This is a genomic window from Pseudoalteromonas galatheae (assembly GCF_005886105.2).
In the GTDB taxonomy this organism is placed as follows: Bacteria; Pseudomonadota; Gammaproteobacteria; order Enterobacterales; family Alteromonadaceae; genus Pseudoalteromonas; species Pseudoalteromonas galatheae.
The window spans coordinates 2,237,143-2,250,483 of the sequence record NZ_PNCO02000001.1 but is presented as its reverse complement, the minus strand read 5'-3'; the positions used below and the strand labels follow the sequence as shown (position 1 = coordinate 2,250,483).

Annotated in this window: 13 protein-coding genes; 6 read left to right on the top strand and 7 right to left on the bottom strand. The window is 41.4% G+C overall.

Annotation, left to right across the window (positions count from 1 at the left end):
• The first annotated feature begins 1 nt into the window (after position 1).
• The 3 genes from CWC29_RS09865 to CWC29_RS09855 all read left to right on the top strand — a co-directional run bounded on the left by CWC29_RS09865 (position 2) and on the right by CWC29_RS09855 (position 2,813).
• The gene (locus tag CWC29_RS09865; RefSeq protein WP_128726508.1) at positions 2-976 is read left to right on the top strand and encodes a sensor domain-containing diguanylate cyclase; all 975 of its coding nucleotides are present in this window, start codon (positions 2-4) and stop codon (positions 974-976) included.
• 163 nt (positions 977-1,139) lie between these two features.
• Complete coding sequence (locus tag CWC29_RS09860) at positions 1,140-1,685, top strand: DUF4303 domain-containing protein (protein WP_138524301.1); 546 nt, start codon at positions 1,140-1,142, stop codon at positions 1,683-1,685.
• Between the two features lie 49 nt (positions 1,686-1,734).
• A protein-coding gene (locus CWC29_RS09855; RefSeq protein WP_408004171.1) for an IS3 family transposase occupies positions 1,735-2,813 on the top strand; the annotation gives its coding sequence in 2 pieces (ribosomal slippage) (positions 1,735-1,987 and positions 1,987-2,813; 1,080 coding nt in all).
• 223 nt (positions 2,814-3,036) lie between these two features.
• On the opposite strand, the gene CWC29_RS09850 is transcribed toward CWC29_RS09855, so the two are convergent.
• A complete protein-coding gene (locus CWC29_RS09850; RefSeq protein WP_128726510.1) occupies positions 3,037-4,245 on the bottom strand; it encodes a porin in 1,209 nt (402 codons plus the stop codon).
• A 367-nt stretch (positions 4,246-4,612) separates the two neighbouring features.
• On the opposite strand from CWC29_RS09850, the gene CWC29_RS09845 reads away from it, so the two are divergent.
• The 3 genes from CWC29_RS09845 to CWC29_RS09835 all read left to right on the top strand — a co-directional run bounded on the left by CWC29_RS09845 (position 4,613) and on the right by CWC29_RS09835 (position 7,116).
• Positions 4,613-5,563, top strand: coding sequence for a TolB family protein (locus CWC29_RS09845; RefSeq protein ID WP_138524403.1), 951 nt, complete (start codon positions 4,613-4,615; stop codon positions 5,561-5,563).
• Positions 5,564-5,954: 391 nt separating this feature from the next.
• Positions 5,955-6,194 carry a hypothetical protein gene (locus tag CWC29_RS09840; RefSeq protein WP_128726512.1) on the top strand — a complete coding sequence of 80 codons (240 nt, stop codon included), beginning with the start codon at positions 5,955-5,957 and terminating at the stop codon, positions 6,192-6,194.
• Positions 6,195-6,288: 94 nt separating this feature from the next.
• Complete coding sequence (locus tag CWC29_RS09835; RefSeq protein WP_128726513.1) at positions 6,289-7,116, top strand: TolB-like translocation protein; 828 nt, start codon at positions 6,289-6,291, stop codon at positions 7,114-7,116.
• Between the two features lie 129 nt (positions 7,117-7,245).
• On the opposite strand, the gene CWC29_RS09830 is transcribed toward CWC29_RS09835, so the two are convergent.
• The 6 genes from CWC29_RS09830 to CWC29_RS09805 are packed head-to-tail and all read right to left on the bottom strand — an operon-like array spanning position 7,246 to position 13,005.
• Complete coding sequence (locus tag CWC29_RS09830; protein WP_138524405.1) at positions 7,246-7,842, bottom strand: O-methyltransferase; 597 nt, start codon at positions 7,840-7,842, stop codon at positions 7,246-7,248.
• 18 nt (positions 7,843-7,860) lie between these two features.
• Positions 7,861-8,616 carry a sulfite exporter TauE/SafE family protein gene (locus CWC29_RS09825; protein ID WP_128726515.1) on the bottom strand — a complete coding sequence of 252 codons (756 nt, stop codon included), beginning with the start codon at positions 8,614-8,616 and terminating at the stop codon, positions 7,861-7,863.
• A complete protein-coding gene (locus tag CWC29_RS09820) occupies positions 8,616-9,146 on the bottom strand; it encodes a cupin domain-containing protein (RefSeq protein ID WP_128726516.1) in 531 nt (176 codons plus the stop codon). Before CWC29_RS09820 ends, CWC29_RS09825 begins: the two co-directional genes overlap by 1 nt.
• A 24-nt stretch (positions 9,147-9,170) precedes the next feature.
• Positions 9,171-10,910 (bottom strand): FAD/NAD(P)-binding protein, encoded by a 1,740-nt coding sequence (locus CWC29_RS09815; RefSeq protein WP_138524407.1) that lies wholly within the window; start codon positions 10,908-10,910, stop codon positions 9,171-9,173.
• A gap of 45 nt (positions 10,911-10,955) precedes the next feature.
• Positions 10,956-12,227, bottom strand: coding sequence for a pyridoxal phosphate-dependent aminotransferase (locus CWC29_RS09810; RefSeq protein WP_128726518.1), 1,272 nt, complete (start codon positions 12,225-12,227; stop codon positions 10,956-10,958).
• Entirely contained in the window at positions 12,220-13,005 is a 786-nt protein-coding gene (locus CWC29_RS09805; RefSeq protein WP_128726519.1) for an iron-containing redox enzyme family protein, read from the bottom strand. Before CWC29_RS09805 ends, CWC29_RS09810 begins: the two co-directional genes overlap by 8 nt.
• Positions 13,006-13,341 lie beyond the last annotated feature (336 nt).

The window sequence follows — 13,341 nt, the reverse complement described above, 5'->3', positions numbered from 1 at the left end:
TATGCCTGCAGCCGATTTTGATATGAATGAAATCCATTGGTTAATGGATATGTTTAACACCGTAGATGTAGGCTTAGTGGTGCTTGATCGCGATTATAAGGTCTGCATTTGGAACGGCTTTATGGAAAATCATTCTGGTTTATTACCAAGTGCCGTCAAAGACAAAGATATTTTTGATTTGTTTCCAAGTATTGATGAGCAATGGTTTAGGTCAAAAGCTGAGCCTGTATTTGTGTTAAAAAATCGCTCATTTACTATTTGGGAGCAGCAGCCGTATATTTTCCGTTTCAAAAACTATCGACCTATCACGGGTAAAGCGGATTATATGTATCAGAACGCAACGTTTATCCCACTAACTACCGTAACAGGCGATGTTGGGCATATCTGTGTGATTATTTATGATGTAACCGATGAAGCAATTAATAAGCTAGAACTTGAGTCTCTGAATAAACAATTAGAGAAGATCAGCCGCACAGACAGTTTAACTCAGTTACATAATCGTGGGTTTTGGGAAGAAACTTTAAAACAAGAGTTTAAGCGTTTAAAGCGTAATCAAGGTCAAAGTGCATTGCTTATGTTTGATATTGACCACTTTAAGCGTATTAATGATGAATATGGTCACAGCGGAGGGGATGAGGCTATTCGCCATATTTCAGATTTGTTGCGTAAAACACTGCGAGAAACAGATACCGCAGGTCGCTACGGTGGTGAAGAGTTTGCAGTAACTTTGCTCGACACGGATGTAAAAGGTGCAATCACATTTGCTGAAAGACTACGTTCGCTAATAGAAAATTCATCGATTTATTACGATGAGCAACAAATTAAGATAACGGTTAGCCTTGGTGTTGCCGTGTACGAAGAGTCTTTTGAAAAACATGAGCAATGGATTGAGGCGGCAGACAGCGCTTTGTACGTGTCGAAAGAAGGTGGAAGAAATCGAGTAACGGTTTACTCAGAAGATATGGCCAACGAATAAGGTAAGGGCTTAAAGTGTGGAGGCTGTATGCACATTTTAGCGCAGCTTCTTCCTTACCGTTGTTTCTCATTTTATATCCCCCTCGTGGGCATCTAATTCCTATTCTCAACTCCATCCCTTTGCCTTGATAAACCTTTTGATACTAAATTACTCAAGGATTCACATGTTAGACGTGGATAAATTATCAAAAATGATTGCAGCTGCTGCGAGCGAATCTTTTTCTGCCAGCCGTGCCAAACATCGTAAAGATGAAATACTGGGTTACGCTATTCTTTCTCATGACACTGCTGATTCGTGCTGCGCCGCGGTTGCTACACACCATGGCTTAAAGAGTTTTGTCCATGGTGAAGATAATGACTTTCTATTTTCACCACCAGAGTGGGATGAGTTTGACAATGGTACCGCGTTTGCGAGCGTTAATAATGAACTAATTAAAGCCTATGATGAAGGAGACTATGAAATAGACCCTGACTGGCATGAAAAATTCAGAGAGGATGTATTTGAAGCAACTGTGCAGGGTTTAGAAATATTAGTCAGGCAAGGTTTTTTTGGGACGGAAGAGGAAAGAAACCGTTTATATCTTGCCTTTTGTCTCAGCGACTCTGAAACCTTCACGACACATCTCCCAAGCTGGGTGAGTAAATTGAATACAGATAGGGTAACGAATAAGTTTCTAGCGTGGCAGCAATGTAACTCCCCCAAAAAATGAAACAGTTCATAAGTAGAATTTTCCATTAACTAAAATAGGAAAATTTACGATGAGAAAAAGCAAGTTCACCGAAACCCAAATTGTCAGCATGATCAAGGAAGCTGAATCAGGTATTCCTGTGCCAGAAATCTGCCGCAAACATGGTATCGGCCAAAGTACGTTTTATAAATGGCGCTCAAAATATGGCGGGATGGAAGCTTCAGACGTTAAGCGACTTAAAGAGCTTGAAGAAGAAAACCGTAAGCTAAAAGATATGTTTGCAACGCTTAGCCTAAAGCACTCGATGCTTGAGGATATCATCGCAAAAAAGCTGTAAAAACAAGTAGGCGCAGAGCTTGGGTAGAGCATTTAAGAGCTCAATTTAACGTCAGCGTCGCATTTGCTTGTGAAGTGGCAGGGCTAAGCCGCTCAGTTTTTTATTACAAACATAAACGGCCGTCAGATGATGAAGTTATCGACGCATTACTTGCGCTGGTAGAGCGCCATCCTAGGTGGGGGCTGCCTAAGCTATTCAAAAGGCTTCGCAATAAGGGTAAGCCGTGGAATAAAAAGCGTGTTGAACGCGTTTACAACATGCTAAAACTAAACTTGAGACGTAAGGGGAAGCGCCGTATTCCAACAAGAACACCTGAACCATTAAGTGCACCGACACAACATAATGAATCGTGGTCAATGGACTTTATGAGTGACGCATTAAGCTATGGACATCGTTTTAGAACACTGAATGTGCTGGATGATTTCAACCGACAAGCACTGGCGATTGAGGTCGATACAAGCTTAACTTCTGAACGAGTTATTAGAACGCTACAACAAATTATTGCTTGGCGAGGAAAACCAAAGCAGATTAGAGTGGACAATGGCCCAGAATTTACTTCAACGGCACTCGAAGATTGGGCAATGAAAAATGACATCAAGTTGGAATTTATAGAGCCAGGCAGTCCTTACCAAAATGGTTTTGTGGAAAGGTTTAATCGGAGTTACCGTGAAGAAGTGCTAGATTTATACTTGTTTGAGTCACTGCAAGAAGTACGTGAAATCACTGATGAGTGGTTAGATATTTATAATTATGAGCGACCTCATGATTCACTAGGCGATATGACACCAATTGGTTATCTTGAGGCTGCATAAAATTCTACGAAATAGCTGTACTAAATTGGGTGGAGTTACAGCAAGGCTTAACAAATGCGTACTAGCGACTAATATAGGCTTTAATTGCGTCGTTAAACATACTAATACTGCGACGATGAGTAGACTCACTGTGTCATCCCAGAAGCTAGGTGGTTGGTCAGTGTTTAGCGCATCAAAGCTCATGCATTTTGATGCGCTTGGGTTGACACTATAGCGTTTAATACTAGAGCGTGTAATGGAAACCGATGGCGATACCGTCGTCTTCGGTTTGTGACATTTGTGCTTCCTGCGCAGCATCGGCACTTGAGAAGTCACTAAAATCTTTACGCGCTTCAATGTACAAAATGGTGTCTTCAGACATAAAGTAGTGCGCGCCTATCACGGCAAATTGACGCTTAAAGACATCATTAGGATCGGCATTGAAGTTTGGTTGGATAACATAGTCATCGCCCGCGTCAAATACGTTGTAAGCGATAAATGTACGCACGTCATTATCAAAACGGTAGCTGATAAGCGACTCTAACCCAACGGCATCCTTGATTAAGCGACCTAAGTTGTCGGTATCGTGGTTTTCGTTTTTATTGATGTTTGCAGCAGCATACCAACCAGGCTTATAGAAATCGCCATAGGTAATACCGACGCCATAAATTAAATCTTTAACCGATTGATTTCGACCAGCAGCATACACTATATCAAACTCGCCACGGTTAACGCCCGCTGTGAGGGTCAGGTTCTCAGTGGCTGCATAGGTCAGTGAAGCGCCATAGGTTGAATTAAACTCTACCATTTGTGCCGCGTTATTCCCTTGATTGAACAGGGTTTCACATGAGCTGCTCGAAATGTCAACGACATCACAAGTATAAAAATCATCAGATTTGAACTGGGCTTGTACAGCAAAGCTCAGCTTGCCAAATTGATTACGGTATTGCAGCACTTTATCACCACGACCAGTACCATTGATAGCGCCGTCGTCTTTGTTATAGGTGTAAACACCTGCGGCATTACCATCCCAAACTAGGCTATAGTTGGTGCTGTATACTACGTCGTACCATGCTCCCCATTGTTTTCCTAGGGTAATTTGGCCGTATTCATCGTGCTTAACGCCAACATAACCTAATCGGTTATATAAAAACTCATCTTGTATTGATTCGAAGCGATTGCTGTAAACAATATCACTACTACCAACTGGGTTTACGCCCCATTCTAGTAGTGCAAAAGCCTGCCAGTTGTTTTTTAATTGGCGTTTAAAGTCAAAGTTAATACGCGATGCGCCGTTTACCAACTCAGTCTCGCCTTGAGTATTAATAACTCGAGCATCGATAAAGCCGCCAACCGTGACACTATTCTTTTCATCTTTGAATATCTCGATAGCGTTCACTGTTGGAATTGTAGTCACGCTAGCGATTAGGGTGGCAGCAAGTGTTCTTTTCATGAATTACCTTGTTTCAATGTTGTTGCTAAATAGGGTTAAGTTAGCTAAAAAATGCAGATTATCAAAGCTAAAATACAGGCAAAAGTGAAAAAATATCAAGAAAATAACGTGGTTTCTGGTAAATTTATTCATTTTATGTTCATTGTTCATAAATATCAATGAGTTATGAAGAGGTGTTTTTCGTAATTATTGATTGGTTTTGTGCAATAAATGGAAGGGGCTATAGCACTATCAGGGTTCTGTTATCAGCAAGAAGATAACACATTTAGGTGCAATTCAGCGAAAAGTCAATAAAACATCATGTTTTTCGTAGGTAAACTGCTGTAGTGTTCTCCTATTATACACAACTATCAAGGGAGACTGAGTAATGCTTGTTAAAGAAATTGGCATCTCAAAGCGGGCTTGTTTTTACAGCATAATGTTATTTTTTATTCATGAAGTTCAATCATATAGCGAACTATCAGCTGAGTCGTATGGTATTATTTATAGCTTTAAAGACGGTAATAGCAAAGCGATTTACTTAAGTGATCAAGGTGGTAGATCGCCAGTTAGAATCGTGAAAGCCACATCGAGTGACGGCTATCCTGCTGTCTCACCATCAAAAGACAAAGTAACCTTTTACGGTAAATACGATAACTTTAAAACATGGTCAATCCACACCGTTGATATTACTGGCCGCAATCTGAAAAGATTAACGAGGAAAAAATATGTCTGGGATAGTGCACCCGCGTGGTCTTTGGATGGAATGACGATAGCGTTTGCTAGAGAATATGAAAATAAGGAAGGCGTTTGGCAAGAAGAAATTTGGTTAATGAATGCTGATGGTAGTGAACAGCGCCAAATTAAAAATCTGGCGGGTCGCGCTCCAGAATTTATGCCAGATGGGCGATTACTCTATCAATCTAAAGCCAGCCCAAGCCAAATTAGCATTGCCAGTTTAGATGGTGGTGAGGTTATTCAACTCACTCAAGATGATACTGATAACATGTCTCCTCAAATTTCTCCAGATGGCACAAAAATAGCCTATTTATCTAATAGAGATGGTAATCAGGAAGTATATGTCATGGATATTGATGGAACTAATAACAAGCGGCTGACCCGCAATGACATTCAAGAGTGGGATCCATCTTGGTCTCCAGACGGCACAAAGGTGTATTTCGCTTCAGAGAATGTGTATGGCTTTTATGATGTCTTTTCTGTAAATGTGGATGGCACGTCTATCAAAAGAATACTTCAAAACAGCTCGCAAGCGACTGTTGTACCGGGTCTTGACCAAGAAGCACTAAAAAAGTTAATGAATACAAATGAGCGTCAGTAGGCCTAAAACACTGACCGCATTTCTAGGTCATTAATTTTACTGCTGTTGGAGACGATCTGTAAAAGGAAAAGAAGTATCAAAGCAATGTGAATAAGCTTAAGAGAAGCCTTAAGTGTATAAAAAGTTAGCATTCATCCTCAAAACTTATGATAACGAGGGATATTATGATGCATTGTTAATAACGATGTTGGATGTGATAGAAATAAAGTACCCGAAGTCACTTTGGTCTGCAAAATATTGATAGCTATTACGACCGATTAAGTGAGCGTTATGGTTTTACTATATTGCCAAGACAAACGCGTTGGAATAGTGTTAATAGGCTCGGCTTCATTAGCTTACTTTCTGAAGCGAAAGTAGGATCGGGTACGAACTTAGAGACAAGGATTTAGGTATGAGTTTACTTGCATGGATACTCTCTCATGCCACGTTGGTGGCGTTTTGGCTTTGGATTTTAAATTTTGGTGGAGCGGCAAAGATAGAAGGGTGGAGGTCGTTCTTTATCATTGGCTGGTTTGCTGCGCTATGGACTGCTGAGCAGTTGCGTCTGTATGCGCTGTGTATACTCGTACTACAAGTTCCTTGGTTTATTGCAGGTCTTTTGATGCCGCAATGGCGAGGCTTTGCGGTGTAATTGTCAGGCTTTGTAAAGGTGCTTGGATTATGCTGTTACTTAGTGCAATTATATTTACTTGAAAAGTAAACAGGCTCTAATAAAAGGACAGTTTATGAAGCAGATGAGCATTCTAATTGCTTTGTTTTGCAGTTTAATAATTTGCGATAAAAGTTATGGCCAAAACAAGTATGATTTAGGACAAAAGCCACCGGGATTAACGCCCGAATTATTTGCTCCAGGTGTGGTTTCTACGGATGAACACCGCGAGACTGAAGTGTTATTTTTGCCAGATATGTCTGAGCTTTCTTTTACTCGCGCTGGTGGAGAATACCAAAAACCGACATGGATTGTGATGCAATTTAAGCACAATCAATGGATTGAAAAATCAATACCTGAAGCAGACAGAAAAGCATATCAGGATAAATTTAGTCCACCAGTTTCACACATACAAAACATCGAGTCTTTTAAAGGTATTCCAATCAGAGGCTATACCACCTCAGCAAAAGGGACACTCTACTTTTATGTCTTAGATTTGAAAGACGGCAGTGGGCATTTGAGTTATTCACGGCTTGTTGATGGTAAATATGAAACACCGCACAAAATGAGTAAGGCAATTAATCAAGGAAAGTACATTGCTCACCCCTACATCGCGCCAGATGAGTCTTACATTATGTGGGATGCTGAACAGGAAGGTGAAAACACGCCTGATATTTACATTAGTTTTCGTAACCAAGATGGTACATGGACAAACGCAATAAATATGGGAGATACGATTAATACGGCTGCGTACGAGCAACGTCCTAAAGTATCACCAGACGGGAAATATTTATTTTTTTGGCGAGGTGACAAAAAAGTCAGAAAGGACGGCACCAGTTACTGGGAAGGCAATCCATACTGGATGGATGCGAATATCATTGAAACACTGAGACCTACTCGCTAGTGCTCAGTTATTCTTGGTTATACTCCCCTTAAAAACCTCGGTAAGATGGCATGCAAGCATGCCTTTTTCAATATCTGCGAATTTTAAAGGGTCACAGTTCCTCTCAATCGTGTGGCAAAGTAGAGTGCTTTATTCGTAGCAATGCGTGTTACGGTAAGCGACAAATTCCCCTTTACCTACTGGTACTAAGGCTGTTGTGTATCTTTGACTATCTGAGAAATACTGCATAAACGCGGTTAACTCATGGGCATGCGACGTTGCGTTATCACACACAATAATACCATTTGGCGCGAGCAGTTTTTCGGCCAGTGGCAGAATATCCATATAGATACTTCTGTCAGCGTCGAAAAATATCAAGTCAAAGCCTTGCTGTAACTTAGGTAAAATTGTCGATATCTCGCCGTTGAAAGCATTAATCCTACACTTTAGTCTTGCTCGGTCAATATTTGCTAGCGCTTGTTGATATTTGTGTACACATCTTTCGATTGTGGTGATTTCTCCATTTTCAGGTAATGCACCGGCAAACCACAATGTAGAATAACCGTTAGACGTGCCAAGCTCTAAGATACGAGTTACATTACTCGCTTTAGTGAGGAAAGCTAAAAACTCACCAGTGTCTTTGGTGATATTTAAGTATTTATCTTGTTTACTTTTTGCGTTCATATCATTTTTCAGCCCTAACTCAGCGACTTCGCTAAGTAAGGCGTTATATTCAATATTCACCATGATAATATTCCTTTAAAATCAGACAAGTAGTGTTTTATTTTTGAAAATCACATATAAGCCAAGCAGGGTAAGCGCACCATAAAAAATACGCTCAAACATAATGATAGAAATGTGCTTTCGTAACTTTGCCCCAAAATACATACATATGGTAGCTGGGATCAAGGCGACTACGGACAAAGCACTTGCTGATGGTGTTAACACACCTTGCCAAATTAACCCCAAGCTAAGCCCGAGTGATGAGCAAGTGAATAAAATGCCCATTGCCTGGATCAACTTTTCCTTTGGTAGACCAATTGCCTGTAAATAAAATACGCCAGGCACTGCAGAGGATCCAGTTAATCCGGTAAAAACGCCATTGCACATTCCTAGCACAACGCCCGCATGAGGTCGCCATTGAACATCGATATGTGGTTTAAACTTTAAGATCCCTAAGCTGCCATAACACATCAGCAATACACCTAATAACAAAGACATGTGGGCTTGATTAACAAACTGAGTCAGTAAGCAGCCGGCTGCAATGGAGATTGTTGCGAAAAAAAAGAATAAACGTTGGGTGAGCCAAAGAGTCTTCCAGTGCGCGCCTGAAACGGCTTGTACGATATTGGTTATAAATGCAGGCAATGCTACCAACGCCATCGCAGGATGGATCCCGATGATAGCGGTGAGTAGTCCCAGCACAATCGGTGGTAGGCCAAGACCCACCACTCCTTTTATGAGTCCTGCAAAACCAAATACACCTAAAATGATGGCGATGGTTACTGCTGAGTATTCCATTATGCGCTCTCTAGTGCATGCTCTGGATACGACGCCTCTATACCTTGGGTTGCAAACGCATTAAGTGCGGTTAGCACATCGCTCAGCTCCTCATCATCTAGGACTTCGGGCTTGTTTTGCGAAAAATGATCCACTAGTGCCAATATATCTTTCTTGCGGTCCTCAATGTATACATCTGTTTGTTGATAATCAAAATACGTCGCATCAACTAGTTGCGCATCCATTTTCTTATTGTTCTTCACAAACTCTATATTAAATTCACCGAGTTGCATGAGCACATAACGACTCGCCTTACCCGGCTCCATGGCGTTGGCGAACCGGTGCTTAAGTTTAGATGGAATTTGGAATACTTCACCTAAAGGTACATGGTAAATCTGCTGCCTGTCTGGAAGCTCAATATTGATAGCGCCCTTAGCACAATAAATCATATCGCATACCGATTGATGAAAATGGTATGGAACCGCTCTGTGATCTAGATTAAAAAGGCTAACACGAATGCCATTTTCATAGTAAAACTCTTTCATTTCCATGGTTTGCTCCTTGTCATACTGTTATTAAGCGTGGACTTTAGTCTGGTCTGTGTTTCTTTGTTGTGCGGTAGTTTTTTTATAAATATAGTCGACCCAATTATGGGCAACACTTTGTGCGGCTTCAACAAACGCTGCAGCAAAGTTACGTTCGTTTTGCCAATAGCGCGTCAATACACCAAATGACGACAAGTAAGGTGAAACCTGATGCTGCTGAGTTATGGGGTCCCATCGCATCACCTTGTAGGATTCATGTCCTTGCAATCGAATACCACCGGTTTGGTAGTTAACTTCTTGATGTGGCTGTAATTCACCTCGTTTGATCAAAGCTTGTATAAATGGATCTGGGTGCAGTTTTAAATCAAAGCTTTGACCTGCCGCCATAATGAGGCCATCGGCAATGAGTGGTTCGCAAACCTGATTGCATGATATAGAAATTTGATTTGCGCTGATAGTAACCCCCTGCTTATTACCATAACCAAGTTGGCAGCTAGTCAATATGCCCGCGTTAAATAATGCTATCAACTTTTGTGCATTTAGCAGTGGAATAGGAACGGCAGTGCGAATAAAGTGTGTATCTAAGTTAGCGTCGTAGCGCTGCTTTTCGTCCGCGCTTAAATAGCGGTAAAACTTCATCCTTCTGACTCGAAGCAAGACCGCATGAATAAGCGCATTGTCTTGAGGTAAAGTTGCGTCAAATTTCAGCTTCTCTAGCGCAGACTCGAAAGGTGGGACCGCAACTTCTTGCCACCCTATGCGGCCTTGTGATGCATCTTTAAGTTCTTCATCGATCAAATGTAAAATATCGTCTAGTGCAAGGCGTTTGCCTAGCTTTTTTTCTAAATCAAAAAAGGTGTCTTCTGTTAAGTAGTTAAAGCTATGCTCAATGCGCCTGTCTCGTACCGCCGGAAAAAAACCACAGCGACTTATCGCATACACGTTGAGTGAACGAGTACTTTTATCAGGCGTAAACGCAACGACATTTCCTTGGGGGTCTTGTTCAAACTTACCGCTATCCACTAGCGATAAAATGGCATCAATGCCACTTGGCCCCATTCCTTTGATAGCAATTCGTTTGCCATATGCAGGCTGTGTTTCTAGCTGCTGTGAAAACCAGTTTTTTAATGCCGAATGGGGGTAGGGCGACATCAGTACTCTTTCGTCATACTGTGCTTTATTAAGGCTATTCCAATGGCCTGTTGCAAGCAGCACTTTATCGAATTCGAGTTGTTTTACAGCACTGTGTTCATGCTGACAAAAATGGAGTTCAAAGCCACTTTTAGTGGGTAAACCATCCAACACCTTACAGTTGTTATAATGATGTATCTTAACCCCATTTTCTTTGGCTAGTTGGCAATACTGGTTAAATCGTTCTTTTAAATAGACACCAAACAACGCTCTAGGATAAAAGGCATCCTGATCGGGCTGCCACACAGTGATATCTTCAAGTGCTGGATGTGTTACTTTTATAAGGTGGGGAAATCGCTGGGCAAGCCAGTGTTGCCGTTCACAGAGCCAATCAAAGAAGTCATTGTCGAACAGTGCCATCATATAAGTTTGGTTGTTACACAAATGGGTAGGTAGCAGTTCTTCGCTACAGTATGGGTGGCCGGGACCATTGTCACCACGTTGCTCAAAAGTCACAATTTCAATGTTACGACAATCGAGTTTTGAAGCCACTAATTGCTTAACTAAGTGCACTAATGTAGCTGTACCTGAAAAGCCAGTACCTACAATACCAAACCTGCTTATGTTATTACTATGCATAGTTATATTTCCTTATTGCGGCCCAATCATGCTGGGCCATCCTGACTACAACGACTCCAGCGCTTGTTGGATCCGCTGTGCTGCCTGCTCTAAGGTTTCTCTCGCTCGTCCACAGTTCATACGAACAAAATGACGAAGTGCTTCGCTGCCTTCAGCAAAGTGCATTCCACCAATAGAAGCTACCTTGGCTTTTTCTAACAAGAATGCTGCGGCAGTATCGTACCCAGCGGCTTGGATCTTTTCGCCATAAGCGGACAAATCAACGAAGATAAAGAACCCACCTTGAGGGACGGGCGCCACAACCCCGTCTATGGCATTTAAAAGATCAGTGTAATTTTGTAAATTTGCTCTTGAGTTGACTGCGCGTTGGTGTGCTACATCATCCATATAAGCCTGCATTGCTTCATTTGTGGCGATTTGGGCATAAGTTGCGGCAAAAGAGTTTAGGTTAACTTGTACTCGAGCCATCATATTGATTAAGTTTGCCGGCGCGCAAATATAGCCAGCTCGGTCGCCGTGCATACCATAGGTTTTGCCCGGGCCTGTCACGAAAGTGGTGCAATCTCTTAAGCTATATTGCGTATGATCTTTATCAGTAAAGGTGTAGGCAGAAATTGTGTCAGGGCCATCAAGAATATGGGATTCGTAAGGACAGTCAAACAATATTTGAATCGCTGGTTTGGCGCACTTTGCACGCTCAATATTATGTTTAGCGATAACATCGGCTAATTTACACTGTTCTTTATAAGAATAAATTTTACCTGATGGGTTAACGCAGTCTCCTAAAATCACCATTTTAGTGTTGTCGTTAATGGCGGCCTCCAACTGAGCGGGTTGTAAGCCTTTTTCATAAAACTCTTCGACTAATACCGGAACCATTTTTGCTCCGTGTAACGCTATCATGTCGGCATAATGAGGCCAGTTAGGTAGTGGTACTATCACTTCATCATCCGGATTTAATAAGGTATGAAATGCGACAGTGATAGCGCCTTTTATACCGCCGGGTGTGACCATAACTTCATCTGCAGCAGCATATCGTAAACCGCGCAGTCTAAAGACTCTATCACTGATTGCATCTCGTAAAAACTCAAAGCCAGTGACGGGAGCAAACTCGTGAATTGCACGCGCATTTTCATTGATGAAGTTAATGACTGCTTGGTCAATACGGGTGTCTGCCGTATCGTCTAATGTGCCGATACTCAAGTCGATGACCTGTTGGTTCGAGCTTGCGTTAATTGCAGCTATTTTTGCTTTGGTACCGTGCGTAATCGAGTCTCGAAGCGCTAATGCTGAATCTGAAAATACTGAATTACGCATATACTTCACCTTCATTTTGTGTCTCAAGTTGCACTGTTTTTCTATACATTGCTTGCCACATTCGTTCCTGAACTTTGAGCATTTCATTGGCACCAAACATGATCTCGTTCAGATCACTCTGGGACAGGCAGTTGTTAATGACACATTGACGAGCGTCCTCGGCATGTCGCTCTTCCACGCCGTTATCAACATGAGCATTGAAATAGATTTCTACTTTATTTTGATACTGCTCTTTATCTAAATTTTGACGTGTTAAGCGAAAACCTTCTCTAAATGCCGTGAGCATGTGGTCGGCATGTGTTTCAAGCGCCATGGCAACCCCGAGCATACGTTGGTAACTATTTGAAAGAAGAGAAGTGACTCGTTCTCTGTAAGCCAGTGTTTCTGGTAAAATGTAACGGCTGTTTTTTGCGTCAACAACCTTGAGTGGTGCTAAATCAAACTCCATCGCGCCAAATAGATTTAGTGCATTCTCCATAAATATTTCATGACAATGCGCTTTGTTGCCCATCCCCGTTTCTTCACCCAAGATATACGAAAACAAGATTAGGGTATCCATATCATTAACCTCAGCTGATCTTGCACATACGTGTGCAATCCCTTTTACCGTCAGCTCCGTTCGATAAAAGAAATTAGCTCTAAACAATGCGTAACTTTCTGGCGTCCATTTATTTTTTGCTAAATATAAAAAGTATTTATTTTGGAAAATCTTGTGATGTTCTAAAGCTGTCAAGAATTTATCGAGCTCTGCTTGATGATTAACGTTGTTTGCGGTCATACGTAATTCCTTTTTTGGTTATTAACAATACCAATTCACCCTGTTATCTGCTCAAACGATGGGAGAAAGTTTGATGCTCACTGAGCCAAACTTTTCTCGCCTAAAGCGCTGTCACTCCAATAAGCAAATTGGTATCACTTGAGTTAGCAGCTGTCATACAACGTCCGGCTGTGTAAAAAAGTATTGGGCAGTTTCGTTGACGCAAAACATTAGACGAATGTCTAAGTGTTATGGACTAGTCTATTGAAAAAGCATAATAAAAATTAAGATTGATTTGCTTTCGTATTTATTTTTTGAAAAGAATGAAATGGTGTTTTGGTTAAATAAATGTATATT

What these genes read in the sequence shown, in the direction of transcription:
- CWC29_RS09865 (WP_128726508.1), top strand. Translation starts at nt 2, where the DNA reads ATGCCTGCAGCCGATTTTGATATGAATGAAATCCATTGGTTAATGGAT.
- CWC29_RS09860 (WP_138524301.1), top strand. Translation starts at nt 1,140, where the DNA reads ATGTTAGACGTGGATAAATTATCAAAAATGATTGCAGCTGCTGCGAGC.
- CWC29_RS09850 (WP_128726510.1), bottom strand. Translation starts at nt 4,245, where the DNA reads ATGAAAAGAACACTTGCTGCCACCCTAATCGCTAGCGTGACTACAATT.
- CWC29_RS09845 (WP_138524403.1), top strand. Translation starts at nt 4,613, where the DNA reads ATGCTTGTTAAAGAAATTGGCATCTCAAAGCGGGCTTGTTTTTACAGC.
- CWC29_RS09840 (WP_128726512.1), top strand. Translation starts at nt 5,955, where the DNA reads ATGAGTTTACTTGCATGGATACTCTCTCATGCCACGTTGGTGGCGTTT.
- CWC29_RS09835 (WP_128726513.1), top strand. Translation starts at nt 6,289, where the DNA reads ATGAAGCAGATGAGCATTCTAATTGCTTTGTTTTGCAGTTTAATAATT.
- CWC29_RS09830 (WP_138524405.1), bottom strand. Translation starts at nt 7,842, where the DNA reads ATGGTGAATATTGAATATAACGCCTTACTTAGCGAAGTCGCTGAGTTA.
- CWC29_RS09825 (WP_128726515.1), bottom strand. Translation starts at nt 8,616, where the DNA reads ATGGAATACTCAGCAGTAACCATCGCCATCATTTTAGGTGTATTTGGT.
- CWC29_RS09820 (WP_128726516.1), bottom strand. Translation starts at nt 9,146, where the DNA reads ATGGAAATGAAAGAGTTTTACTATGAAAATGGCATTCGTGTTAGCCTT.
- CWC29_RS09815 (WP_138524407.1), bottom strand. Translation starts at nt 10,910, where the DNA reads ATGCATAGTAATAACATAAGCAGGTTTGGTATTGTAGGTACTGGCTTT.
- CWC29_RS09810 (WP_128726518.1), bottom strand. Translation starts at nt 12,227, where the DNA reads ATGCGTAATTCAGTATTTTCAGATTCAGCATTAGCGCTTCGAGACTCG.
- CWC29_RS09805 (WP_128726519.1), bottom strand. Translation starts at nt 13,005, where the DNA reads ATGACCGCAAACAACGTTAATCATCAAGCAGAGCTCGATAAATTCTTG.